This window comes from Amycolatopsis nalaikhensis, from assembly GCF_030264295.1.
GTDB classification, from domain to species: domain Bacteria; phylum Actinomycetota; class Actinomycetes; order Mycobacteriales; family Pseudonocardiaceae; genus Amycolatopsis; species Amycolatopsis nalaikhensis.
On record NZ_CP127173.1, the window covers coordinates 2925819 to 2946755 of the forward strand.

A 20937-nucleotide genomic window follows, 5' to 3' on the forward strand; every position below is an offset into this window, starting at 1 on the left:
TATCGGCGGCAGGCGACGAAGCCGGCCCTGAAGGCCGCGCGGGGTCGACTTGTCCACATCACCCGAAAGGCGTCCACAGGCCGGGTCGGCGGGGCGTCCGGGCCCGCCGTCGGCGCGAAGTTCAAAGGCCGCAACCGGCGGGGCTTCCGGCGCTGGAGCACCCTCTCCACGATCACCGACGCCGAGCCCGGGCGGCGGTTCGGCTTCGAGGTGACCTCGGTGGCGGGCCTGCCCGTCTCGCGCTGGCAGTACGACTTCGAGCCCGCCGGGGACGGCTGCGTCGTCGTCGAAAGCATGTGGGAACGGCGGCCCGCGTGGTTCCGGGTGCCGACCTCGACCGTCACCGGGGTCTGGAACCGCGACGAGGCCAACGCCGCCAACATCGCGACCACCCTCGCCCGGCTGAAGCGGGCCGTCGAAGCTAGTCGATGAAGCGGGACCAGAACGGGATGTAGCGCGGCCCGTCCGGCGGGGCCGTGCTGATGCCGCCCGTCGCGAACTCGCGGTTCAGGTAATCGCGCAGGTCACAGCCGTACACGATGATGTCCGTCTGGTACACCGACAGCACGGGGTAGCCCGCCGTGCCCGGGAGGCCCGGCAGGTAGCGGTGGCCGCACACCGGCACCAGTTGCGGCACGTCGGCCAGCCGCCGGCGCGCCTCGCGCACCGCGTCCTCCGGGCCGACCGGCCGCGTGCCCCAGTCGGGCAGCCAGAAACCGTTGTGCTCGATGTCGTACAGCACCCCGTCGACCGGCCATGCCAAACGTTTGCGCAGCTGCTCGGAGTTGCCGCAGCGCCAGTCCGGCCAGCGGTCGCCGATGGGCACGCCGGCGGCCAGGAACGTCCGGTGGTCCGCGGCGAAGCGGAACCCGAACCGGCGCTCGACGTCGTCGAGCTCGGCTTCGCTCAACCCGGGACGCACGGGTTCCCGGAGGTTCTCCTGCAGGTGCCGCGCCTCCTCCAAGGTGAGGGCGCCGGCCGGCTGGACGGGGGTCATGACCCGAGCCTAAGCGGCGGCTCACCCGCCCGCGCGTCCTTTTTCGTGCCGACCTGGGGGACCCCCGCGGGGTGAGTTTGTTCTCTCATCGGCTGAGCCGTGGAACACAGCGTGATCGCGTGTAGTTCACTCTTGCCGTGACTTCCCCACGACCGCAGAGCCGCGTGCGCGCCCCCGAGCTGCGCGGCGACGTCTGGCTGAACACCGGCGGCCGCCCGCTCACCCTCGCCGAGCTGCGGGGGCGGATCGTCCTGCTGGACTTCTGGACCAGCGGCTGCATCAACTGCCTCCACGTCCTCGACGAGCTGCGCCCGCTGGAAGCCGAGTTCGCGGACGTGCTGGTCACGATCGGCGTCCACTCGCCGAAGTTTCTGCACGAGGGCGAGCGCGCGTCCATCGAGGCCGCGGTGCGCCGGTACGAGGTGCACCACCCGGTGGTCAACGACCCGAAGATGGAGCTGTGGTCGCAGTACGCCGTGCGCGCGTGGCCGACGCTCGTGGTCGTCGACCCCGAGGGCTACGTCGTGCACGTCGCCGCAGGCGAAGGGCACGAAGAGGCGCTTCGCCGCGTCATCGCCGACCTCGTCACGAAGCACGAAGCGAAGGGGACGCTCCGCCGCGGCGGCAGCCCGTACGTGCCGGTCGAGGAGCAGCAGAGCGAGCTGCGCTTCCCGAGCAAGGCCGTCGCCACCGCCGAGGGACGCATCCTCGTCGCCGACACCGGGCACCACGCGATCGTCGAGTTCGCCTCGGACGGTGAAACGGTCATCCGCCGCTTCGGCAGCGGCGAGCGCGGCGGTCAGGACGGGCCTTTCGACGTCGCGACCTTCGCCGAGCCGTCGGGCATCGCGCTGTTGCCGTACGACGTCGCCGAGCGCGCCGGCTACCACGCCGTCGTCGCCGACACCGCCGGCCACCGGCTGCGCGGCCTCGACCTCATCACCGGCGACGTGACCACCGTCGCGGGCACCGGCGCGCAGTGGCGCAGCGGCCCGGACTCCGGCAAGGGCGTCGAGGTCGACCTGACGAGCCCGTGGGACGTCGCCTGGTACGGCCCGGCCGGCGGGATCGTCGTCGCGATGGCGGGCAACCACACGCTGAGCGTGTTCGACCCGGTGTCCGGCACCATCCGCTGCTTCGCCGGGACGACCGTCGAAGGCCTCCGGGACGGCGACGTCACCGAAGCGTTCTTCGCGCAGACGTCCGGCCTCGCCGTGGACGGCGACAAGCTGTGGCTCGCCGACGCGGAGACGTCGGCGCTGCGCTGGATCGAGCCCGACGGCGAGTCGTTCACCGTCCACACGGCGATCGGCGTCGACCTCTTTTCCTTCGGCCACACCGACGGCCCGGCCGACGAGGCGCTGCTGCAGCACCCGCTCGGCCTGGCCGTGCTGCCGGGCGACAAGATCGCGATCGCGGACACCTACAACGGCGCCGTCCGCCGTTTCGACGTCTTCACCCGCGAAGTGACGACGATCGCGACGGGCCTCGCCGAACCGCAGGGGCTGCTGCTGCACGAGGGCGACCTGCTGGTCGTCGAGTCGGCGGGCAACCGGGTCGGCCCGCTGCCGTCGGCCGAGCCGGAGGTCGTCACCGGCGACGCGCACGCGGTCCGCCGCCCGCCGACCGTGCTGGCGCCGGGCGAGATCGACTTTTCCGTGGTGTTCACGGCGCCGCCGGGCGAGAAGCTGGACGACCGGTTCGGCCCGTCGACGCGGCTGGAGATCAGCGCGTCGCCGCCGTCGCTGCTGGTCGACGGCGTCGGCACCGGCACGGACCTGAAGCGCAAGATCCGCCTCGCGCCGGGCGTGACGGAAGGTGTGCTGCAGGTCGTGGCCCAGGCCGCGAGCTGCGACGACGGCGGCGAGCACCCGGCGTGCCGGATCACCCGCCAGGACTGGGGCGTCCCGGTGCGGCTCGAGCCGGGCGGGGCGCGGGAGCTGAGCCTGGTCATGGCGGGTGCGCCGCGGACCGACGGGTAACATGCACGCCGTGTCTGACGGGCCGAAACTCGAGATCCAGATGCTGCACGACCGGGTGCTCGTGCGGCTGTCCCCGGAAGAGGGCGAGCGCCGCAGCAGCGGCGGCATCGTGATCCCCGCGACGGCGCAGGTCGCGCGCAGGCTCGCCTGGGGTGATGTACTGGGCGTCGGCAACAGCGTGCGCAACGTCAAGACGGGCGACCGTGTGCTCTTCAACCCGGAGGACCAGCTCGAGGTCGAGATCCAGGGCGAGGGGCACCTGGTGATGCGCGAGCGCGACATCCACGCGGTGGCAACGGAGCGCACGGAGCACGGAACGGGGCTCTACCTGTAGAGAACCCGCGGAGGACGGCGCGTGGCAGACGACAAGGCGGACGAGCCCGCCGACCGGCGCGACCTCGCCGCCGAGCCGCCGGTCGGGTTTGATGCCGAAGCGCCGGAGGAGTCCGCGGCCGAGCCTGCAGACCCGGCGCAGGAGCCGCAGCCCGGCGTGCCGCTCGCGCCCGCGGATGGCGCGGCGGCCGAGGAGCCGCCTGCTGCGGCCGAGTCCGCAATCGACCCCGAGCCGCCGCTCTGGCCCGCCGCCGATCCTGAACCGCCGCCCGCGCCCGCCGACTCCGCTCCCACCGATCTCTTCGCCGATGACCTCCTCGGTGAGCTGCTCGAAACTCCCGCTCCGCCCCCGGCGCCGGAAACGCCCGCCAAGCGCATGCGCCGGGGTGTCGCGCGCACCATGATGGCCATCGGCATCGCGCTCGGGCTCTTCGTCATCCTCTACGCCATCGACCTCATCGCCAGCGCCGGGGATGTTCCGCGCGGGGTGACCGTCGCCGGTGTCGAGGTCGGTGGCCTCACCCATGCCGAGGCCGAAGCCAAGCTGCGGCACGAACTCGAACCCCGGCTCACCCGGCCCGTCGTCGTCCACGGCGGTGATGTCCAAGCCCAGCTCGTCCCGGCGCGCTCCGGGCTCGGGCTCGACTGGCCCGGCACCCTCGGCCTCGCCGGGCACCAGCCGCTCAGTCCGATCACGCGGATCATGTCCTTCTTCACCAGCCGCGAAGTCGGCGTCGCCACGCGGACCGACACCCAGCAGGTCTCCCAGGCCCTGCGTGAGCTGGCCGCGGGCAAGCTCGACCACCCGGCCACCGAAGGCGCGGTCGGCTTCGTGCCCGTCGCGGGCAGCGACGGCGGTGTCACCCCCTACCCCGTCCTGCCCCGCCAAGGCCAGCAGCTCACCGACGTCGACGCGGCCGTCCACGCCGTCACCGACCACTGGCTGGACCCCGGCGGCGTCAAGCTCGCCATGGCCATCACGCCCGTGAAAGCCACCGCCGCCGGGGTGCAGGCCGCGCTTCAGCAGATCGTCGCGCCCGCCGTCGCCAAGCCCGTTCTGGTGCACGGACAGGGCAAGGACGTTCCGCTCAAGCCCGTCGCCATCGCCGCCTCGTTCCAGTTCGCCGCCGTCGAAGGCGGGGCCGTCGAGGTCCGGATCGACCAAGGCAAGCTGCAGGCCGCGCTCAAGGACGAGCTCGCCAGCACCGAGACCGACGGCAAGGACGCCCAAGTCGTCTTCACCGGCGACCAGCCCGCCGTCCAACCCTCCGAAGACGCCAGGAAGGTCGACTGGGAGAAGACCTTCCTGCCGCTCATCGACGTCCTCAAGAAGACCGACGGCCGCGACCTGCCCGTCGTCTACAACGCCTCGAAGCCCGCCGTGACGACCGAAGCCGCCGGGGCGCTCGGCATCAAGGAGGTCGTCGGCGAGTTCACCACCGGGGGCCTCGCCGGACCGGCCGCGACGAACAACCGGACGCTCGCCGACCGCGTCTCGGGCACCATCGTCAAACCCGGCGAGACCTTCAGCCTCGGCGGCCGCTCCGGCCCGCGCACGACCGACAACGGCTACGTGCCCGCCCCGGTCGACGAAGACGGCACCGGCGCCACCGTGGTCGGCGGCGGCGTCTCGCAGCTCGCGTCCACTTTGTACAACGCGGGCTACCTCGCCGGCCTCACCGACGGCGGCCACCTCGAGCACGACCACTACCTCGACCGCTACCCCGCCGGCCGCGACGCCAAGGCCGTCAACGCCGACGGCAGCCCCGTCGAAGCTGAAGCTGACCAACGACTCGCCGACCGGGATCGCCATCCAGGCCACCGTTTCCGGTGACTCCGTCACCGTGCGGATCTGGGGCACCCGCCACTACCGCGTCGAGGGCCAGACCAGCGCCCAAACCCCCGGCGCCGCCCCGCCGGTCCAGTTCGGGTCCGGTGGCTCCGGGCCGTGCCAGCCGTCGATCGGGTCACCCGGCTTCAGCGTGACCGACACTCGCGTCCTCTACGACGTCGCGAGCGGCGCCGAGGTGCGCCGGACATCGCACACCGCGACGTACGGGCCTCGCCCGACCATCCTGTGTTGAGTTGTCAGCGAAGGACCATGCACCCCGCCTCCTCGAACTCGCGCAACCACGACGGCTCCCGGAAGTGCTTGTTCCACCGCAGGTCCAGCTTGTCCAGTTTGGACAGCTGAGCCACCGACGCGGGCAGTGTCTCCAACGCGTTCTCCCGCAGGTCGAGCTGGCGCAGCTCACTCAGCAAGCCGATCGACGGCGGCAGCGCAGTGAGCGCGTTGCCCCGCAAGTGCAGCTCCCGCAACGCGCCGAGCGCACCGATCGACTCCGGCAGCGCGGTCAACCCGTTGCGGTACAACCGGAGCTCGCGCAGCGACGCGAAACCCGAAAGGTCGGCGGGCAACGCCGTGATCCGGTTGTCCGTGCACCCCAAGTACCGCAACCGCCCCAACCGGCACCACGCCGGAGGGAACTCCGTCAGCCGGTTGTCGCTGACGTACAGGTACTCGGTGAGGCCGGCGAGGTCACCCAGCTCGTCCGGCAGCGAGTCGAACTCGTTGTGCCCCAAGTCGAGCGTGTGCAACGACGTCAGCGCCGAAATCCCCGGCGGCAGGGAGGTCAGCCGGTTCGCCGCCAGGTTGAGCACCCGCAGCTCGGTCAACGACCACAGCGACGCGGGCACCGCCGTGAGTTCGTTCTTGTAGAGATCCAGGTGCGTGACGTCGCCAGGCAGCGAAGGCACCGACGTCAGACCCTGGCCACTCAGCTCGATGGACGTCATGACGACCGCCGCGTCGAAGGCAGCAGGGCCCAGGTGGCGGGATCGTCCGGAGTGGACACCTGGATCCGCAGCCCCGGCACCTCCGAAACGGCCAGCTCGGTGAGCCGGAAGTTCATCCGGCCCGCCCGCGGGTGGTGCAGCCGCCGCAATCGTGCGCGCGGTTCGGCGACCTCGTGCCGCGCCCACAGCTCGGTGAACTCCGGGCTCAGCGCCGAAAGCCGCCGGATGTCCTCCTCCCACGCCGCGTCGCCGAGGTGCCTGCCGTACTCGGCCCGCATCCTGGCGACCATGTGCGGGACCTCCTCGTCGTAGTTCAGCAGGAACTGCCGCGCGTTCGGCTCGGTCACGCAGCACCACAGCAGGTTCTTGTGCAGGCAGGGCATGCTGTGCCACTCCCAGAACAGCTCCTCCTGCGCCGCGTTCGACGCCAGCACGTCGAACCGGCCGTTGACCACCGTGGCGGGCAGCGGATCCAGCGCGCGCAGCACCTCGCGCACCGCGTCCGGCACCTCCTCGACCGACGACGGCAGCCGCGACGGCGTCAGCTCCGCCAGCCGGTACAGGTGCTCCCGCTCGGGGTGGTCCATCCGCAGCGTGCGGGCCACGGCGTCGAGCACCTGCGCGCTCGCGTTGATCGGCCGGCCCTGCTCCAGCCACGTGTACCAGGTGACGCCGACCCCGGCGAGCAGCGCGACCTCCTCCCGCCGCAGCCCGCTCAGCCGACGGCGGGGACCGGGCGCGAGCCCGACCTCTTCCGGGCCGATCCGCGCCCGGCACGCCTTGAGGAACAGGCCGAGTTCCTCTCGGCGGTTCGCGTGGACCTGGGTCATGCGGACATGGTGCCCGAGGGGTACGACATTTTTCGGCGAAGGAGGTACTCCCAGCACCAGCACTACCAGGCTCTCTCCGCCGAAAACCGAAGAGACCCAAGGTCGGAGCCATGACTCTGACCACCCCTGCCCCGGCCACGGACCGGGAAGCCCGGCCGGACCGGCGGCCGTGGTTCATGCTGGCCGTCCTGCTGCTCGGCCAGTTCATGGCGCTGCTCGACGTCACCGTCGTGAACGTCGCCATGACCGACATCCGCGGCGACCTGAACACGTCCGGCGCCGCGCTGCAGCTCGTCGTCTCCGGCTACACCGTGGGTTACGCGATGCTCTTGATCACGGGCGCCCGCCTCGGCGAGCTGTACGGCCGCCGCAGGCTGTTCATCACCGGCACAGTCGCCTTCACCGTCTGCTCGCTGCTGTGCGGGCTCGCCCCGAACCCCACGACGCTGATCGTCGCGCGGATCGCCCAGGGCGCCGGGGCCGCGTTGATGATGCCGCAGGTCATCAGCCTCATCCAGGCGCGGTTCACCGGCGCCGCGCGGGCGAAGGCGCTCAGCGCGTACACCGCCGTCATCTCGGTCGCGTTCGTCGCCGGGCAGGTGCTCGGCGGGGTGCTCGTCGGCGCGGACCTGTTCGGGACGGGCTGGCGGCCGATCTTCCTGGTGAACGTCCCGATCGGCGTCCTCGTGGCGGTGCTCGCCGTCAAGCTGGTGCCGGGTGGCGTGGCGAAGGCCGGACGGCGCCTCGACCTCGCCGGGCTCGCGATCGCCGTGGCGGCGGTCGTGCTCGTCGTGCTGCCGCTGGTTCTCGGGCACGAGCTCGGCTGGCCCGCGTGGACGTTCGCCTCGATCGCCGCGGGCGGGCTGCTCGCCGTGCTGTTCGTGGTCGTGGAACGCCGGGTGCCGGACCCGCTCGTCGACCTGGCCGTGCTCAAGATCCGTGGTGTCGCGCCCGGTCTGGCCACGCTCGCGGCGGGCGTCGCGTCCTACGGCGGGTTCCTCTTCTGCGTGGCGCTGCACCTGCAGTCGGGTCTCGGCAAGACGGCGATGGCCGCCGGTCTGGCGATGGCGCCGGGCGGCGTCGTCTTCGGCCTGTGCGGGTTCTTCTGGAACCGGCTGCCCCAGCGCGTGCACGCTTGGCTGACGCCGATCGGGTACGTGGGGTCCGCGATCGCCTACGCGCTGCTCGGGCTCGGTCGCGACGGCGGGCCGCTGTTCTTCGCGGCGCTCGTGCTGTTCGGCCTGTCGATGGGACCCGCGTTCGGCTCGCTGATGGTCAACGCGCTCACGCACGTCCCGCTCGAGCGCGCGGCGGACGTCAGCGGACTGCTGACCACGACGTTGCAGCTGGGCCAGGTCGTCGGCGTGGCGACGTTCGGCAGCCTGTTCCTGACACTGGCCGTGACGTCGTCGGCGACCGCCCTCACCACGGCGATGACCTGCGCCGCCGTGCTGCTGCTCGGCGGCGCAGGCCTGGCGCTCAGGCGGTAGTGCGGCTGCCGCCCTTGATCTTGGCGTAGATCGCCGACGCCGCGATGACGCCGACGACGGCCGCGACGACCTGGAAGATGTGCCGGATCCAGTCGATCCCGGACGTGTGCCGGACGCCGAAGACGCCGGCCAGCCAGTTGCCGATGAACGCGGCCACGATGCCGACGACGATGGTCAGCCAGATCGGGATCTTCTGGTCGCCCGGCGCGAACAGCCTGCCGAGCACGCCCAGGATCAGGCCCACGATGATCGTCGAGATGATGCCCCAAAGTCCGCCGAGCACGGCTGCCTCCTCGGATCGGCCAATAAGCGCCACCGTGACACCGATCCGGCCGGCCCGCCCGCCCGAACCCCCGATGGGGTGAGGGCGAAAAAGATCCGGCCCGGTTCGCCCCCGACAGCGAACCGGACCGGATCGGCCTGGTTGAGGCAGCTACCTCGTTATGCCGCGGCGTCCGTAGGCGCCGGCGGCGATGCTGACACCGATGGCGGCCAGGACGACCTGGGTCAGGATCTCCAGCCAGTCGATGCCGTCGGTGTCGGCGTAGCCGATGCCGCGGGCGATGGCCGTGCCGATGAAGGCGGCGACGATACCGATCAGGATCGTCAGCCAGATCGGGATGCTCTGTTTACCGGGGGCGACCAGCCGGCCCAGCACGCCGATGATCAGCCCGACGACGATGGCGCTGATGATGCCGCCTACAGTCATCGCTTCTCCTCTCAAGGATCCGCGAACCCGGCCACTCGGGTCCGTCGGACTCGGTGAGCGGAATGCCCGCCCCGGGCGGCCCTGAAACGCGAAACGGGCCCTCCCCGGGTGGGGAGAGCCCGTTTCGTGACCTATCAGAAAGCGGCTTCGTCCAGCTCCATGAGCGCGTTGTCGGCGGCCTCCACGATGGCGCGGCGGGCGGTCAGCTCCGGCAGTACCTGCTTCGCGAAGAACGAGGCCACGGCGATCTTGCCCTCGTAGAACGGCTTGTCCTTGGCGGACGCGCCCGCGTCGAGCTTGCCGATGGCGACCTCGGCGTGCTTGAGCAGCTGCCAGCCGATGAGCAGGTCGCCGACCGACATCAGCAGGCGGACCGTGTGCTGGCCGACCTTGTTGATGCTCTGCGGGTCCTCCTGCGACGCGGTCAGGTAGCCGATCAGCGAGCCCAGCATGCCCTGGGTGTCCTCGAGGGCCTGCTTGAGCAGCGCGCGCTCGTTCTTGAGCCGGCCGTTGCCCGCCTCGGACTCGATGAACTTCGTGATCTCGCCGGCCACGAAGGCCAGCGACTGGCCCTTGTCGCGGACGATCTTGCGGAAGAAGAAGTCCAGGGACTGGATCGCCGTGGTGCCCTCGTACAGCGAGTCGATCTTGGCGTCGCGGATGTACTGCTCGATCGGGTAGTCCTGCAGGAAGCCGGACCCGCCGAGCGTCTGCAGCGACTGCACGAGCTGCTCGGTGGCGCGCTCGGAGCCGACGCCCTTGACGATCGGCAGCAGCAGGTCGTTCACGCCGTGCGCGACCTTCTGGTCGCCCTCGCCGGTCCACAGCTGGTCCTGGAACGACGCCGTGTACAGGTAGACCGCGCGGAGGCCCTCGGCGTAGGCCTTCTGGAGCATCAGCGAGCGGCGGACGTCCGGGTGGTGCGTGATGGTGACGCGCGGCGCGGTCTTGTTCAGCATGTTCGGCAGGTCGGCGCCCTGGACGCGCTCCTTGGCGTACTCGAGCGCGTTGAGGTAACCCGTCGACAGCGTCGCGATGGCCTTCGTGCCGACCATCATCCGGGCGTACTCGATGACCTGGAACATCTGCGCGATGCCGTCGTGCACCTCGCCGAGCAGCCAGCCCTTGGCCGGGGTGCCGTGCTGGCCGAAGGTCAGCTCGCACGTCGTCGAGGCCTTGATGCCCATCTTGTGCTCGACGTTGGTGACGTAGGCGCCGTTGCGCTCGCCCAGCTCACCGGTCTCGCTGTCGAAGTGGAACTTCGGCACGAGGAACAGCGACAGGCCCTTGGTGCCCGGCTTGGTCTCGATGCCGGGACCCTCGGGACGGGCCAGCACCAGGTGCATGATGTTCTCGACCATGTCGTTCTCGGCCGAGGTGATGAACCGCTTCACGCCATCGATGTGCCAGGAGCCGTCCTCCTGCTTGGTGGCCTTGGTGCGGCCGGCGCCGACGTCCGAACCGGCGTCCGGCTCGGTGAGCACCATGGTGGCGCCCCAGCCCTTGTCGATCATGAGCCGGGCCCAGCGCTTCTGCTCTTCGGTGCCGTTCTTGTCGACGATCATCGCGAAGTTCGGGCCCGCCATGTACATGAACAGCGGGGCGTTGGCGCCGAGGATGAGCTCGGACGCGGCCCACTGCACGGTCGGGGGCAGACCGAAGCCGCCGAGGTCGTTGGTGAGGCCGAGGCGCCACCACTCGCCCTCCATGAGCTGGCGGTAGCTCTTCTTGAACGACTCGGGGATGGTGACGCTGAACGTCTTCGGGTCGTAGACCGGCGGGTTGCGGTCGGCGTCGGCGTAGGAGTCGGCGAGCGGGCCGACGGCCAGCTTGTTCAGCTCGGACAGCACGCCACGCGCGGTTTCCTCGTCGGATTCGGCGAGCACGCCCTTGCCGAGGCGCTCCTGCACGCCGAGTACCTCGAAGAGGTTGAACTCCAGGTCTCGGACGTTGCTCTTGTAGTGGCCCATGTCGTCACTCCAATGTGTTCGGCTCCCCGGCCGGGCACATGTTCGCCTTACTCGCCGGTAACTTCAGGATATTACCTGCGGGTAACTGGAGCAAGCGGATCCGCACTTCCGAGTATCGGAAATCCACGCGTAAGTGGCGTTCTCGCTGGGGAAGAGGCTCAGCGGTGGCCCGGGATCGCCGTTGTGTCGGCCGTCACCGGGACGTGGCCGTCCTCGGCCCTGGCGACCAGGATCCCGCCGCGGAAGGCGATCGTCACCGCGTGCGTCCGGTCCCGTGCGGAAAGCTTGCGCAGGATGCTCTTCACGTGCGTCCGGACGGTCTCCACGGACAGGAACAGCAGCTTCGCGATCGCCGAGTTCTCGAGCCCTTCGGCGACGAGCTGCAGCACCTGGTATTCGCGCCTGGACAGCGGCATCGCGCCGCGCGGCGCTGGCGGGCTGTCGTGGGCGAGGTCGCCCTTCGGCACCGTCGCCCGCTTCGGCCGGGCGGTCAGCGCGGCGAGCGCGGGATCGATGTAGCGGCGCTCGGTGTGGGCTCGCCGGATCGCTTCGGCGAGCCGTCGCGAATCGATTGACCGGGGCACGATCGCGTGCGCGCCGGCGGCGATCGCGGCGGCGAGGTACTGCTGCGTGCGATTCGCGTCACGGATGAGCGTGACCAGGATCAGCGCCGGGTCGCCCGCGTTCAGCAGCTTCGTCAGGTGGCAGTTCGGGTCGAGCGCCGAGTCGAGCACGACGACGTCCGGCTTGACCTGCTCGCACAGCTGCAAGGCGGCGTGATGACTGGCCGCCTGCCCGGCCCAGTGCAGCCCCTGGCTGCGGTGGACGAGCGCGGCGAGGCCGTCGCGGTAGATCGGGACCGGATCGACGACCGCCACGCCGAGACTGCGCCCGCCGGGTCCGATCGGCCCCGCGGGCCTGCGGGTGGGCTCGATGCCGTGCATCGCGGGCCTCCGTCTCTGCGCCGTCGCTCTTGGGACGCCGGGCGCGTCCCCTCGGTTCGCGTGTCCGGCACCACCCGGTCCCCCCTGCCGGGACCGGCCAAAAGTGACTCCTCCTGCTTGGTACGAGTCGCGATTGCGCAGCTCATGACGCCAATTCCCCCTCATGGCCCAACCCGGCGGTCACAGCAAACTCTGGGTAGAAAACGGTCATGGTGCTGCGGCTCGGCCGGGCCTGCGGAGACCGGATGGGGCATTCGGCGCTACTGAGGGTGGCCCACAGTCTGTTCAACGATTTCGACGACTCCGGGATGCGGCTCGCAGCTTCGCGAACTCCTGCCCGAGCGCGGTTGGCGTCCAGTGGGCGTTGAGTCCGCTCGGGTTCGGCAGGACCCAGACGCGGGTCTCGCCGATCTTGTGTTCTTGAGGGCCGACTTGGGCCTTCGGAAATCCGAACGCGGTGCGGTACGCGGTGATCCCGACGACCGCCAGCCATCGCGGGTGGTACTCGAGCACCTTCGCGGCCAGCCGTTTGCCGCCTTCGCGTAGTTCGTCGTCGGTGAGTTCGTCGGCTCGGGCGGTGGTTCTGGGGACGACGTTCGTGATGCCCAGGCCGAGCTTGAGCAGGTCTTCCTGTTCGCTGGGTTTGTAGAGGCGCGGGGTGAAGCCACCGGCGTGGAGGGCGGGCCAGAAACGGTTGCCGGGGCGGGCGAAGTGCTGGCCGAGCGCGCCGGAGTAGAGGCCGGGGTTGATGCCGCAGAAGAGAACGTCGAGGTCGGGAGCGATGACGTCCTCGATGGTCTTGTTGTGCGCGGCGGCCAGTTGGTCCTTGGTGGGTCGGGTGCTCACCTGTTCAGTTTCCGGCACGCTCGGAGCATGGAGGTCACCGCGGACGGTTGTTCCGTCGAGGTCTACCTGCTCCTGCCGCCCGCCGGGGAGCCGGAGATCGTGCACGCCGCCGTCCCGCCAGGAGCGTCGATCCTCGAGCTGGGCTGCGGCACCGGCCGGGTCACGCACCCGCTGCTGGACCTGGGCCACGACGTCGTCGCCGTGGACGATTCGCCCGCGATGCTGGCGCACGTGCGCGCCGAGACCGTGTGCGCGCGGATCGAGGAACTGGACCTCGGCCGGACGTTCGACGCCGTCCTGCTCGGCAGCCATCTGATCAACACCGCGCGAGACCCCGACCGCCGGGCGATGCTCGCCGCCGCGCGGCGTCACCTCGCGCCCGGCGGGCGGCTCGTCGTCGAGTGGCACCCGCCGGAGTGGTTCGATTCCGCCGCGTCCGGCCAAGGCGGACAGCTCGGTGAGGTGGCGGTCGAACTGGCCGACGTCGTCCGGGACGGGGATCTGCTGTCGGCGACCGTGCGGTATTCGGCCCGCGGACGGCGGTGGACCCAAGAATTCACCTGCCGCCGCCTGATCCTCGACGACGTCCTGACCTCGAACGACCTGATCTTCGACGGCTGGCTTTCCGCTGACCGGTCCTGGTTCGCCGCCCGAGCCCGTCGCGGGGGGTAGCGAACCTGCCACGGACCTGCGTACCCTGTGTGATCTCCCGCACAGCGCCGTACCGAGGAGGATTTCGTGCAGCTTCCGATCGTCCTCGGGCTCGTCGCGCTGGTTGTCGCCGTCGCCGCGTTGGTTGTCGTTCTCGAAGACCGGCGGGCCGCCAAGCGGGCGGCCCTGCAGCGGAAAGCTCGGTTAGCGCGTCTGGGCGAGGTGGACCCGCTCGCGCCGAGCCGGCTGCACGTGGACCGGTGAACGCAGGAGGGCCAGCAGCAGCGCGCCGAACACCCAGCCGACGCCCGCGCCGAACGTGTTGTTCATGAGGTCGTCGACGTCGAAGATGCGGTAGACGTACGGCGCCGTGCCGAAGTTGGCCGTGACCTGGGTGAACTCGATCAAAAACGAGGCCGTGAAGCCGATCAGCGTCGTGCCGATCAGGCCGCGGCGCCACAGCATCCGGGCGAACACCCCGAGCGGCACGAACAGCAGGACGTTCAGGCACGCCTGCTGGAACGTCTGCGTCATGAACCACTGTGACCCGTGCTTGAGCATCTCCGTGTGGATGTCGGTGATCCACTGGAACGGGTGCAGCTGCACGGTCTGGCTCAGCCGCCGGGTGCCCGGCCCGGGCAGCGGCAGGAAGACGACCGCGAGGGTCATGCAGCCGTAGAGCAGCACCGCCGCCGTGCTGGCGATGCTCCGCAGCCGGAGTTCGCCGTGGCGGGCGAGCTGCGTGATGAGCTGCGGGACGAGCACGACCGTCCACAGCGCGAGGAAGGCGATGAACCCGTACTGCAGGGCGGTGACCTGTGCGTTCGTCATGCCACCGACGTTATGGATCTTGACCCGGGTGCGGCTTCGGTCGAAGAGCCGGACCGGCGGGCGCCCCCTCGGCCACTTGGCCGATCCCCGGGCGGGCCGATCGGTCAGTCGTCCTCGTTGTCCTCGGACCGCTCGGCTCGCCAGGCGCTGAACACGGTCCCGCCGATCAGCAGGACGACGACAGCCAGCACCACGAGTACGACCTCGATGCCCATGTTTCCCCCAGTCGCCGATCGTTCGCCTATCGCGCTCGCGTTAACAGGTGTTACGTAGCCGCCGCGCGTGCGAACCTGCGCACATGGTCCACGTGCGACGGTTGACCCCCGACGACGTCCCCGTGCTGCGCGAAATCCGGCTTCGCGCGCTCGCGGACACCTCGGAGAACTTCGGCTCGCTCGTCGCCGTCGAAGGCGCGAAGCCGGACGAGGAGTGGCGGGCGTGGCTTCGGGAACGCGCCTGGTTCGCCGCGTTCGACGGGGACGACGCCGTCGGGCTCGTCTGCGGCCTGCCCGGTGAGCCGGAATGGCTCCTCTTCTCGATGTGGGTTGCGCCACAGGCGCGGGGTCGCGGGCTGGCCGCGCGGCTCGTCGACGCCGTGCGGGGCGCGGCGGCGGAATCGGGCGCCGAAGCCATCGGCCTGCACGTCTTCGACGGGAACGACCGCGCCCGGCGGGTCTACGAGCGGCTCGGGTTCGTCCACACCGGTGAGTCGGAAATCATCGCCGGGAAGGGCAGGCGTAACCGGATGCGCCTTGCGCCGACCCGGGAATGACCACGACGCTCGGCACGTCGAAGTCTTGTGCAGGGCAACGAAAGGAACGCTCATGGCTCCGGTCCGGGTCGGCATCGTCGGGCTCAGCGCGAACGGCGGCTGGGCCGCCACCGCGCACGTGCCCGCGCTGGCCGCGGTGGACGGCTACGAGCTCCGCGCGCTGAGCGGGAGCAGCGCCGAGTCGGCGCGGGTGGCCGGGGAGAAGTACGGCGTGCCGCTGACCTTCGGCGACGCGGGTGAGCTCGCGCGGCACCCCGAGGTGGACCTGGTCGTCGTCGCCGTGAAGGTGAGTGAGCACCGGGCGCTGATCGAGCCCGCGCTGGCCGCGGGCAAGCAGGTGCTGAGCGAGTGGCCGCTCGGCGTCAGCCTCGCCGAAAGCGAAGCGCTGACCGCGGCCGCCGCGGGCACCAAGACCGCCGTCGGCCTTCAAGGCCGGTCGGCGCCCGCGTTGCGCTACCTGCGTGACCTCATCAAGGACGGCTATGTCGGCCGCGTGCTGTCGACGTCGCTGATCGCCTCGGGCGCGAACTGGGGGCCGTCCGTGCGGGCCGGGCGCGACTACCAGCTGCACCCCGAAGGTGGCGCGACCATGCTCACCATCCCGTTCGCGCACACCGTCGACGCGCTCGACATGGTTCTCGGCCGCTTCACCGAGCTGTCGGCGACGATGGCGACCGTCCGGTCGCGGGTGCGGGACGAGGTCAGCGGCGAGTCCGTCGCGATGACCGCGCCGGACCAGATCGCCGTCACCGGGGTCCTGACCGGCGGCGCCGTCGCGTCGCTGCACCTGCGCGGTGGGACGTCGCCCGCGACCGACTTCCACTGGGAGATCAACGGCACCGAAGGCACCCTGGTCGTCAACGCCGCGGATCCGCTGTTCTGGATCGCGAAGCTGACCCTGCGCGGCAGCCGGACCGGCACCCTCGAACGGCTCACCGTGCCCGCGCGCTACGAGCTGCCGCAGCTCGCTGGGCGCAGCGCCGAGCCGTCTTACAACGTCGCGCACGCCTACGCGCGGCACCTCAAGGGCGACCTGCCGGACTTCGCGCACGCCCTGCGGGTGCACCGGGTGCTCGACGCCGTCCAGCGGTCGGCCGACACCGGAAAGCGGATTCTCCCAGACGGGGAGTAACTGTTACTCTCGGGTAATGGACGATGTCGTCTACGACCGCGCGGGCACCGGTGAGCCGCTGGTGCTCATCCACGGCATCGGTCACCGGCGCCAGGCGTGGACGCCGGTGTTGCCGCTGCTCACGCCGCACCGCGACGTCATCGCCGTCGACCTGCCCGGCTTCGGCGAGTCGCCCGAGCCGTCGCGCGGCTACGGCATCGAGCCCGCGCTGGTGATGTTCAAGGAGCTCTTCACCGATCTCGGGATCGACCGGCCGCACGTCGCCGGCAACTCGCTCGGCGGCCTGCTGTCGCTGGCCCTCGGCCAGGCCGGGCTCGTCCGCAGCGTCACGGCGTTGTCGCCGGCCGGGCTGTGGAACCGGACCCAGAAGATCTACGCCGTCTCCATGCTCAAGGCGCACCGCGCGCTCGCCCAGCGCACGCCGCCGCACGTCGTGCGCCGCCTCGCCGCGACGGCCGCCGGGCGCAAGGCGCTGACCGGGATGATCGTCGGCAAGCCCGCCCTGCAGACCGTGGACGACGTCGTCGAGGACGCCCACGCGCTCGCGACCGCGCCGGGCTTCGAGCCCACCGCCGCCGAGTCGCGCGGCGGCTTCCGGTTCACCGGCCCGGTCACCGGCGTCCCGGTGACCATCGCGTGGGCCGAGCACGACCGGATCCTCGCCCGGCCTCGCGTGGCCGACCTGCGGAAGGTCGCGCCGGACGGGACGTTCCGGCTGCTGCCCGGCTGCGGGCACGTGCCGATGAACGACGACCCGGCGCTCGTCGCGCGGGTGCTGCTCGACGGCAGCCGTTAGGTGACATTCGGTTCACGTCCGTCTTTTGCCCCTGGCAGCTGACTCGTCCGCGAGGCAGAATCCTCCGCCGTGCGCCCGTTCGGGGACCTTGGGCGCGAACTGGAGGAAGAACACGCATGAGGCTTTCAACCCGGCTCGCGGTGTGCGCCGCGGCCGCACTGGCGACGACGGCGGTGACCACCGCCCCCGCGTTCGCCGGGCAGCGTCCGGACCCCACCACCGACGTCCGGATCATCACGTTCAACGACTTCCACGGCAACCTCGAGCCGCCGTCCGGTTCGAGCGGTCGCGTGACGCAGTCCGACGGGACCACTGTGGACGCCGGCGGCGCCGCGTACCTGGCGACGCACGTGAAGGAGCTGCGTTCGCAGGTGCGCAACTCGCTCCTCTTCTCCGCCGGGGACAACGTCGGCGCGTCGCCGGTGATCTCGGCGCTGTTCCACGACGAGCCGACCATCGACTTCCTCAACCAGCTCGGCGTGAGCGCGTCCGTCGTCGGCAACCACGAGTTCGACGAGGGGTACCAGGAACTGCGGCGCATGCAGTCCGGCGGCTGCCACCCGACCGACGGTTGCCAGTTCGAGAAGACGTTCGAGGGTGCGGACTTCCCGTTCCTCGGGTCCAATGTGTACTTCACCAACGGCCTGCCCGCGTTGTTGCCGTTCACCGTGAAGTTCTCCGGCGGGGTCCCGATCGGCGTCATCGGCGCCACGCTGAAGGACCTGCCGACCGTCGTCACGCCGGAGGCCATCAAGGGCCTGAAGTTCGGGGACGAGGTCGAGGCGATCAACCGCACCGCGAACCTGCTCGACTTCTTCGGCGTCAAGTCCCAGGTCGTGCTGCTGCACCAGGGCGACAACACCGAGGCGACCGGCCCGAACGACTGCAAGACGCTGCCCGGCCCGGCCACCGCCATCGCGAAGGCGGTGACCCCGAAGGTCGACGCGATCTTCACCGGCCACAGCCATCAGCAGTACAACTGCGTCATCAACGACCCGGCGGGTCAGCCGCGCACGGTCATCCAGGGCTCGTCGTTCGGCCGCCTGCTGTCCGTGGTGGACCTGAAGATCGACCTGAAGACGCGCGACGTCGTGCGGGCGCAGACCAAGGCGCACAACGAGATCGTCACGCGCACGGTGACGCCGGACCCGGCCGTGGCCGCGCTGGTCGCCGACGCCAAGACGAAGGCCGCGCCGATCGCGAACAAGCAGGTCGGCACCATCACCGCGGACCTGCCGGCGGCGGGCAACGCGGCCGGTGAGTCCTCGCTCGGCGACGTCATCGCCGACGCGCAGCTCGCGGGCACGCAGTCGAACAACGCGGTCGTCGCGATCACCAACCCGGGTGGCATCCGCGCCGACCTGACGTACAAGTCCTCGGCGAACGGCGAGGGCGACGGCGTGGTCACCTACGGCGAGGCGTTCACCGTCCAGCCGTTCGCGAACATCATGCAGACCATCACGCTGACCGGCGCGAACCTGAAGAACGTGCTGGAGCAGCAGTGGCAGGGCACGACCACGCGCATCCTGCAGATCTCGAGCTCGCTGCACTACAGCTACTCGGCGTCCGCGCCGCAGGGCTCGCGGATCTCGAACATCACGATCAACGGCACGCCGGTCGACCCGGCCGCGTCGTACCGCGTGTCGGTGAACAACTTCCTCGCCGCCGGCGGGGACGGCTTCACCGAGTTCACGAAGGGCACGGACCTGGCGGGCGGGCCGGTCGACCTGGACGCGTTCATCGCGTACCTGGGCGCCCACCCGAACCTGGCCCCGCCCGCGGCGGACCGGATCACCCGCCTGCCGTAGTTCCCGTTTTTGCAAGACGCCGGGTCGACAATGGACCCATGACGACCTGGGAAGACGTCGTGCGCCTGGCCTCCGGGTTACCGGAGGTCGAGGCGTCGACCTGGTACCGCACGCCCGCGCTGAAGGTGGCGGGCAAGGGGTTCGCGCGGCTGCGCACCGAGGCCGAGGGTGGCCTGGTGGTGATGTGCGGCCTCGACGAGAAGGCCGCGTTGCTGGACTCCGGCGACGCGGCCTTCTTCACGACCCCGCACTACGACGGCCACGGCTCGATCATCGTCGACCTCGAGCGCGTCGACGTCGGTCAGCTGCGTGAGCTGCTCGAAGAGGCGTGGCGGCGGAAGGCGCCGAAGCGGCTCACCACTTCAGCTCGCCCTTGAGCATGCTCATCAGGATCATGTCGTGGCGCGTTCCGTCCTGCGCGACGAAGGCCTCGCGGTGGCGGCCCTCCTCGACGAACCCGACCTTGCGGTAGACGTGCCGCGCGACCTCGTTCTCCGCGACCACCCACAGCGTGATCTGGTGCAGCCGCATGTTGTTGAAGCCGTAGCGGCACATCAGGCGCAGCGCCTCGGTGCCGTAGCCGCCGCCGTTGCGGAACTCGGGGTCGCCGATGTAGATGTCGAGCTCGGCCTCGCCGATCTCGGGCTCGGCGTCGCGCAGGTCGACGACGCCGATGAGCCGCTGGCCACGGGCTTCGATCCCGAGGACGACCGAGTCGTAGGTGTTGACCGGGCGTTCCTCGGCGCGCTTGCGCAGCTGCGCGAGCGACCGCGGGTGGCCGTTGGTCATCCAGCGCCCGACCTCGGGGTCGTGCACCCATTCGTAGAGCTTCTCCGCGTCCTCCGGCTCGAGCGCGCGCAGCCGGACGAGCTCCCCCTGGAGCAGCATCGCTCTCCCTACTCCCGCTTGAGCAGCAGGAAGTCGTGGACGTTCAGCAGGCCGAGCGCCTGCCGGATCGGTACCGGCATGGCCTGCCGCGACTCATCATGCACGAGCTCGGCGCCGCGCACCTCGATGTTTTTCCCGCGGCTGACGAGCGTGCAGCCGTCGGCGGCCAGCACGTTCTTGACCCAGTCGGCGTCCGGCCCGTAGGTCAGCGCGACGACGAAGCCGTCCGGCCGGCGGAAGACGTTGACCGGCGTGCGGAACTCGCGGCCGGACTTCCGTCCCTTGTGGACGACCATGGCGAAGCCGGGGGCCCAGCCGGCGATGTGCTTCAGGACCTGGTTGGTCGCCACGCGGTTGAAGCGGGCGACCCGCTTGGGGAGCACCATCGGCGGATAATATCAACGCTCGATGAATTATTCGAGCGGTGACCCCGGCTCCCGCCGCGGGTTGACCCGATGGTGGGATATGGCGCATGTCGACCGCATGGCCGCTGCGCCAGGACCCGGAAGCGCCGGTCATCATCGCGTACGCGCTGGTTTCCGACCCCGACTCGCTGGGGTTCGTGGTCCTGGACGACGAGGACGACTGGTTCATCAGCGACGGCACCGAGCTGTCCGACGACGTGCTGGTCAACCGCGAAAGCTTCCGGAAGATGTCGCTGCGCGAGGCCGTCGAGCTGCTGCCGCAGCTGGCCGCGCTGAAGGACCTGCCGACGGGCATGGCCGCCGACTGGGATCCCGAGCGCCGCACGTGGCTGCTGTCGTCGGTGACCGGCTCCGACGACGAAGACGAGGACATCCGGCTGCTCACCCAGCGGCGCGCGGCGTGGGAGTTCGAAGGCTCCCCGGACGACGAAGCGCAGATCAGCAGCGGCCTCACCGAAATCCCGACCGGCCCCGAGCAGCCGGTGCGCGCGGTCCGGCAGGTCGTCCGCGAGCAGGACGGCACCTGGCTGTTCGTCGGCTTCGAGGTCCCCGAGGCGGAGGACTTCGAGGTCGAGGGCTTGGAGCTGGAGCACGTCGCGAACCTGTACCCGGACGTCCGCACGGTGCTGAAGGCCGCGCCCGGCCAGGTGTACGACCGCGCGACGCCGGACTCCGAGTGGGAGCTCGTCGAAGGCTGAGAAAAGTTTCGGCGCGGTTGTCCTCGGGACGCCGGAGCC

At 70.5% G+C, this 20937-nt stretch carries 22 protein-coding genes and 1 pseudogene; 12 read left to right on the forward strand and 11 right to left on the reverse strand.

All coding sequences use genetic code 11. The features are described 5' to 3' along the window. Positions 1–27: 27 nt before the first annotated feature. The gene (locus QP939_RS14450) at positions 28–432 is read left to right on the forward strand and encodes an SRPBCC family protein (RefSeq protein ID WP_434219676.1); all 405 of its coding nucleotides are present in this window, start codon (positions 28–30) and stop codon (positions 430–432) included. Here QP939_RS14450 and QP939_RS14455 read toward each other — a convergent pair. After that, complete coding sequence (locus QP939_RS14455; RefSeq protein ID WP_285457268.1) at positions 422–997, reverse strand: hypothetical protein; 576 nt, start codon at positions 995–997, stop codon at positions 422–424. The two genes, QP939_RS14450 and QP939_RS14455, sit on opposite strands and share 11 nt — an antisense overlap. Positions 998–1161: 164 nt before the next feature. On the opposite strand from QP939_RS14455, the gene QP939_RS14460 reads away from it, so the two are divergent. The 3 genes and pseudogenes from QP939_RS14460 to QP939_RS14470 all read left to right on the forward strand — a co-directional run bounded on the left by QP939_RS14460 (position 1162) and on the right by QP939_RS14470 (position 5396). Then, positions 1162–2979 carry an NHL domain-containing thioredoxin family protein gene (locus tag QP939_RS14460; RefSeq protein ID WP_285459749.1) on the forward strand — a complete coding sequence of 606 codons (1818 nt, stop codon included), beginning with the start codon at positions 1162–1164 and terminating at the stop codon, positions 2977–2979. A 1-nt stretch (position 2980) separates the two neighbouring features. Further along, positions 2981–3313 (forward strand): GroES family chaperonin, encoded by a 333-nt coding sequence (locus QP939_RS14465; protein WP_285457269.1) that lies wholly within the window; start codon positions 2981–2983, stop codon positions 3311–3313. Between the two features lie 21 nt (positions 3314–3334). After that, positions 3335–5396: pseudogene (locus QP939_RS14470) on the forward strand (VanW family protein). Positions 5397–5400: 4 nt separating this feature from the next. Here the strand turns inward: QP939_RS14470 and QP939_RS14475 are convergent. Continuing rightward, positions 5401–6108, reverse strand: coding sequence for a leucine-rich repeat domain-containing protein (locus QP939_RS14475; RefSeq protein WP_285457270.1), 708 nt, complete (start codon positions 6106–6108; stop codon positions 5401–5403). Further along, on the reverse strand, positions 6105–6938 hold the full coding sequence (locus QP939_RS14480; RefSeq protein WP_285457271.1) for a helix-turn-helix transcriptional regulator: 834 nt from the start codon (positions 6936–6938) through the stop codon (positions 6105–6107). Before QP939_RS14480 ends, QP939_RS14475 begins: the two co-directional genes overlap by 4 nt. A gap of 110 nt (positions 6939–7048) precedes the next feature. Between QP939_RS14480 and QP939_RS14485 the strand changes: the two genes are divergently transcribed. After that, a complete protein-coding gene (locus QP939_RS14485) occupies positions 7049–8428 on the forward strand; it encodes an MFS transporter (RefSeq protein ID WP_285457272.1) in 1380 nt (459 codons plus the stop codon). Here QP939_RS14485 and QP939_RS14490 read toward each other — a convergent pair. The 5 genes from QP939_RS14490 to mug form a co-directional block, all read right to left on the reverse strand. Then, positions 8418–8711 (reverse strand): GlsB/YeaQ/YmgE family stress response membrane protein, encoded by a 294-nt coding sequence (locus tag QP939_RS14490; protein WP_285457273.1) that lies wholly within the window; start codon positions 8709–8711, stop codon positions 8418–8420. The two genes, QP939_RS14485 and QP939_RS14490, sit on opposite strands and share 11 nt — an antisense overlap. 150 nt (positions 8712–8861) lie before the next feature. Continuing rightward, positions 8862–9137 (reverse strand): GlsB/YeaQ/YmgE family stress response membrane protein, encoded by a 276-nt coding sequence (locus QP939_RS14495; protein ID WP_285457274.1) that lies wholly within the window; start codon positions 9135–9137, stop codon positions 8862–8864. Positions 9138–9271: 134 nt separating this feature from the next. After that, positions 9272–11107 (reverse strand): acyl-CoA dehydrogenase, encoded by a 1836-nt coding sequence (locus QP939_RS14500; protein WP_285457275.1) that lies wholly within the window; start codon positions 11105–11107, stop codon positions 9272–9274. A gap of 158 nt (positions 11108–11265) precedes the next feature. Further along, positions 11266–12051 carry a response regulator transcription factor gene (locus QP939_RS14505; RefSeq protein WP_285457276.1) on the reverse strand — a complete coding sequence of 262 codons (786 nt, stop codon included), beginning with the start codon at positions 12049–12051 and terminating at the stop codon, positions 11266–11268. Between the two features lie 285 nt (positions 12052–12336). After that, positions 12337–12897: a G/U mismatch-specific DNA glycosylase gene (gene mug, locus QP939_RS14510; protein ID WP_285457277.1), complete on the reverse strand. Its 561-nt coding sequence runs from the start codon at positions 12895–12897 to the stop codon at positions 12337–12339. Positions 12898–12924: 27 nt separating this feature from the next. On the opposite strand from mug, the gene QP939_RS14515 reads away from it, so the two are divergent. After that, positions 12925–13569, forward strand: a complete 645-nt coding sequence (locus tag QP939_RS14515) for a class I SAM-dependent methyltransferase (protein ID WP_285457278.1) — start codon at positions 12925–12927, stop codon at positions 13567–13569. Positions 13570–13752: 183 nt separating this feature from the next. Here the strand turns inward: QP939_RS14515 and QP939_RS14520 are convergent, their stop codons facing one another. Further along, on the reverse strand, positions 13753–14379 hold the full coding sequence (locus tag QP939_RS14520) for a VanZ family protein (protein ID WP_285457279.1): 627 nt from the start codon (positions 14377–14379) through the stop codon (positions 13753–13755). A gap of 298 nt (positions 14380–14677) precedes the next feature. Here QP939_RS14520 and QP939_RS14525 point away from each other — a divergent pair, with 298 nt between their 5' ends. From QP939_RS14525 to QP939_RS14545, 5 genes are all read left to right on the forward strand, one after another. Continuing rightward, positions 14678–15151, forward strand: coding sequence for a GNAT family N-acetyltransferase (locus tag QP939_RS14525; protein ID WP_285457280.1), 474 nt, complete (start codon positions 14678–14680; stop codon positions 15149–15151). A gap of 52 nt (positions 15152–15203) precedes the next feature. Then, positions 15204–16283, forward strand: a complete 1080-nt coding sequence (locus QP939_RS14530) for a Gfo/Idh/MocA family protein (protein ID WP_285457281.1) — start codon at positions 15204–15206, stop codon at positions 16281–16283. A gap of 16 nt (positions 16284–16299) precedes the next feature. Next, positions 16300–17079 carry an alpha/beta fold hydrolase gene (locus QP939_RS14535; protein WP_285457282.1) on the forward strand — a complete coding sequence of 260 codons (780 nt, stop codon included), beginning with the start codon at positions 16300–16302 and terminating at the stop codon, positions 17077–17079. Positions 17080–17195: 116 nt separating this feature from the next. Next, positions 17196–18887: a bifunctional metallophosphatase/5'-nucleotidase gene (locus QP939_RS14540; RefSeq protein WP_285457283.1), complete on the forward strand. Its 1692-nt coding sequence runs from the start codon at positions 17196–17198 to the stop codon at positions 18885–18887. A gap of 38 nt (positions 18888–18925) precedes the next feature. After that, positions 18926–19264 carry an MmcQ/YjbR family DNA-binding protein gene (locus QP939_RS14545; RefSeq protein ID WP_285457284.1) on the forward strand — a complete coding sequence of 113 codons (339 nt, stop codon included), beginning with the start codon at positions 18926–18928 and terminating at the stop codon, positions 19262–19264. Here the strand turns inward: QP939_RS14545 and QP939_RS14550 are convergent. Both QP939_RS14550 and QP939_RS14555 read right to left on the reverse strand, forming a co-directional pair. Continuing rightward, positions 19242–19775: a GNAT family N-acetyltransferase gene (locus QP939_RS14550; RefSeq protein WP_285457285.1), complete on the reverse strand. Its 534-nt coding sequence runs from the start codon at positions 19773–19775 to the stop codon at positions 19242–19244. The genes QP939_RS14545 and QP939_RS14550 overlap by 23 nt on opposite strands. Positions 19776–19783: 8 nt before the next feature. Continuing rightward, a complete protein-coding gene (locus tag QP939_RS14555; protein WP_285457286.1) occupies positions 19784–20161 on the reverse strand; it encodes a nitroreductase family deazaflavin-dependent oxidoreductase in 378 nt (125 codons plus the stop codon). An 86-nt stretch (positions 20162–20247) separates the two neighbouring features. Between QP939_RS14555 and QP939_RS14560 the strand changes: the two genes are divergently transcribed. Continuing rightward, positions 20248–20898, forward strand: a complete 651-nt coding sequence (locus QP939_RS14560; RefSeq protein ID WP_285457287.1) for a hypothetical protein — start codon at positions 20248–20250, stop codon at positions 20896–20898. Positions 20899–20937 lie beyond the last annotated feature (39 nt).

Bases quoted from the DNA above. Each gene is read 5' to 3' on its own strand.
- QP939_RS14455 (WP_285457268.1), bottom strand. From the start codon at position 997: ATGACCCCCGTCCAGCCGGCCGGCGCCCTCACCTTGGAGGAGGCGCGG.
- QP939_RS14465 (WP_285457269.1), top strand. From the start codon at position 2,981: ATGCACGCCGTGTCTGACGGGCCGAAACTCGAGATCCAGATGCTGCAC.
- QP939_RS14475 (WP_285457270.1), bottom strand. From the start codon at position 6,108: ATGACGTCCATCGAGCTGAGTGGCCAGGGTCTGACGTCGGTGCCTTCG.
- QP939_RS14480 (WP_285457271.1), bottom strand. From the start codon at position 6,938: ATGACCCAGGTCCACGCGAACCGCCGAGAGGAACTCGGCCTGTTCCTC.
- QP939_RS14485 (WP_285457272.1), top strand. From the start codon at position 7,049: ATGACTCTGACCACCCCTGCCCCGGCCACGGACCGGGAAGCCCGGCCG.
- QP939_RS14495 (WP_285457274.1), bottom strand. From the start codon at position 9,137: ATGACTGTAGGCGGCATCATCAGCGCCATCGTCGTCGGGCTGATCATC.
- QP939_RS14500 (WP_285457275.1), bottom strand. From the start codon at position 11,107: ATGGGCCACTACAAGAGCAACGTCCGAGACCTGGAGTTCAACCTCTTC.
- QP939_RS14505 (WP_285457276.1), bottom strand. From the start codon at position 12,051: ATGCACGGCATCGAGCCCACCCGCAGGCCCGCGGGGCCGATCGGACCC.
- QP939_RS14515 (WP_285457278.1), top strand. From the start codon at position 12,925: ATGGAGGTCACCGCGGACGGTTGTTCCGTCGAGGTCTACCTGCTCCTG.
- QP939_RS14520 (WP_285457279.1), bottom strand. From the start codon at position 14,379: ATGACGAACGCACAGGTCACCGCCCTGCAGTACGGGTTCATCGCCTTC.
- QP939_RS14525 (WP_285457280.1), top strand. From the start codon at position 14,678: ATGGTCCACGTGCGACGGTTGACCCCCGACGACGTCCCCGTGCTGCGC.
- QP939_RS14530 (WP_285457281.1), top strand. From the start codon at position 15,204: ATGGCTCCGGTCCGGGTCGGCATCGTCGGGCTCAGCGCGAACGGCGGC.
- QP939_RS14535 (WP_285457282.1), top strand. From the start codon at position 16,300: ATGGACGATGTCGTCTACGACCGCGCGGGCACCGGTGAGCCGCTGGTG.
- QP939_RS14540 (WP_285457283.1), top strand. From the start codon at position 17,196: ATGAGGCTTTCAACCCGGCTCGCGGTGTGCGCCGCGGCCGCACTGGCG.
- QP939_RS14545 (WP_285457284.1), top strand. From the start codon at position 18,926: ATGACGACCTGGGAAGACGTCGTGCGCCTGGCCTCCGGGTTACCGGAG.
- QP939_RS14550 (WP_285457285.1), bottom strand. From the start codon at position 19,775: ATGCTGCTCCAGGGGGAGCTCGTCCGGCTGCGCGCGCTCGAGCCGGAG.
- QP939_RS14555 (WP_285457286.1), bottom strand. From the start codon at position 20,161: ATGGTGCTCCCCAAGCGGGTCGCCCGCTTCAACCGCGTGGCGACCAAC.
- QP939_RS14560 (WP_285457287.1), top strand. From the start codon at position 20,248: ATGTCGACCGCATGGCCGCTGCGCCAGGACCCGGAAGCGCCGGTCATC.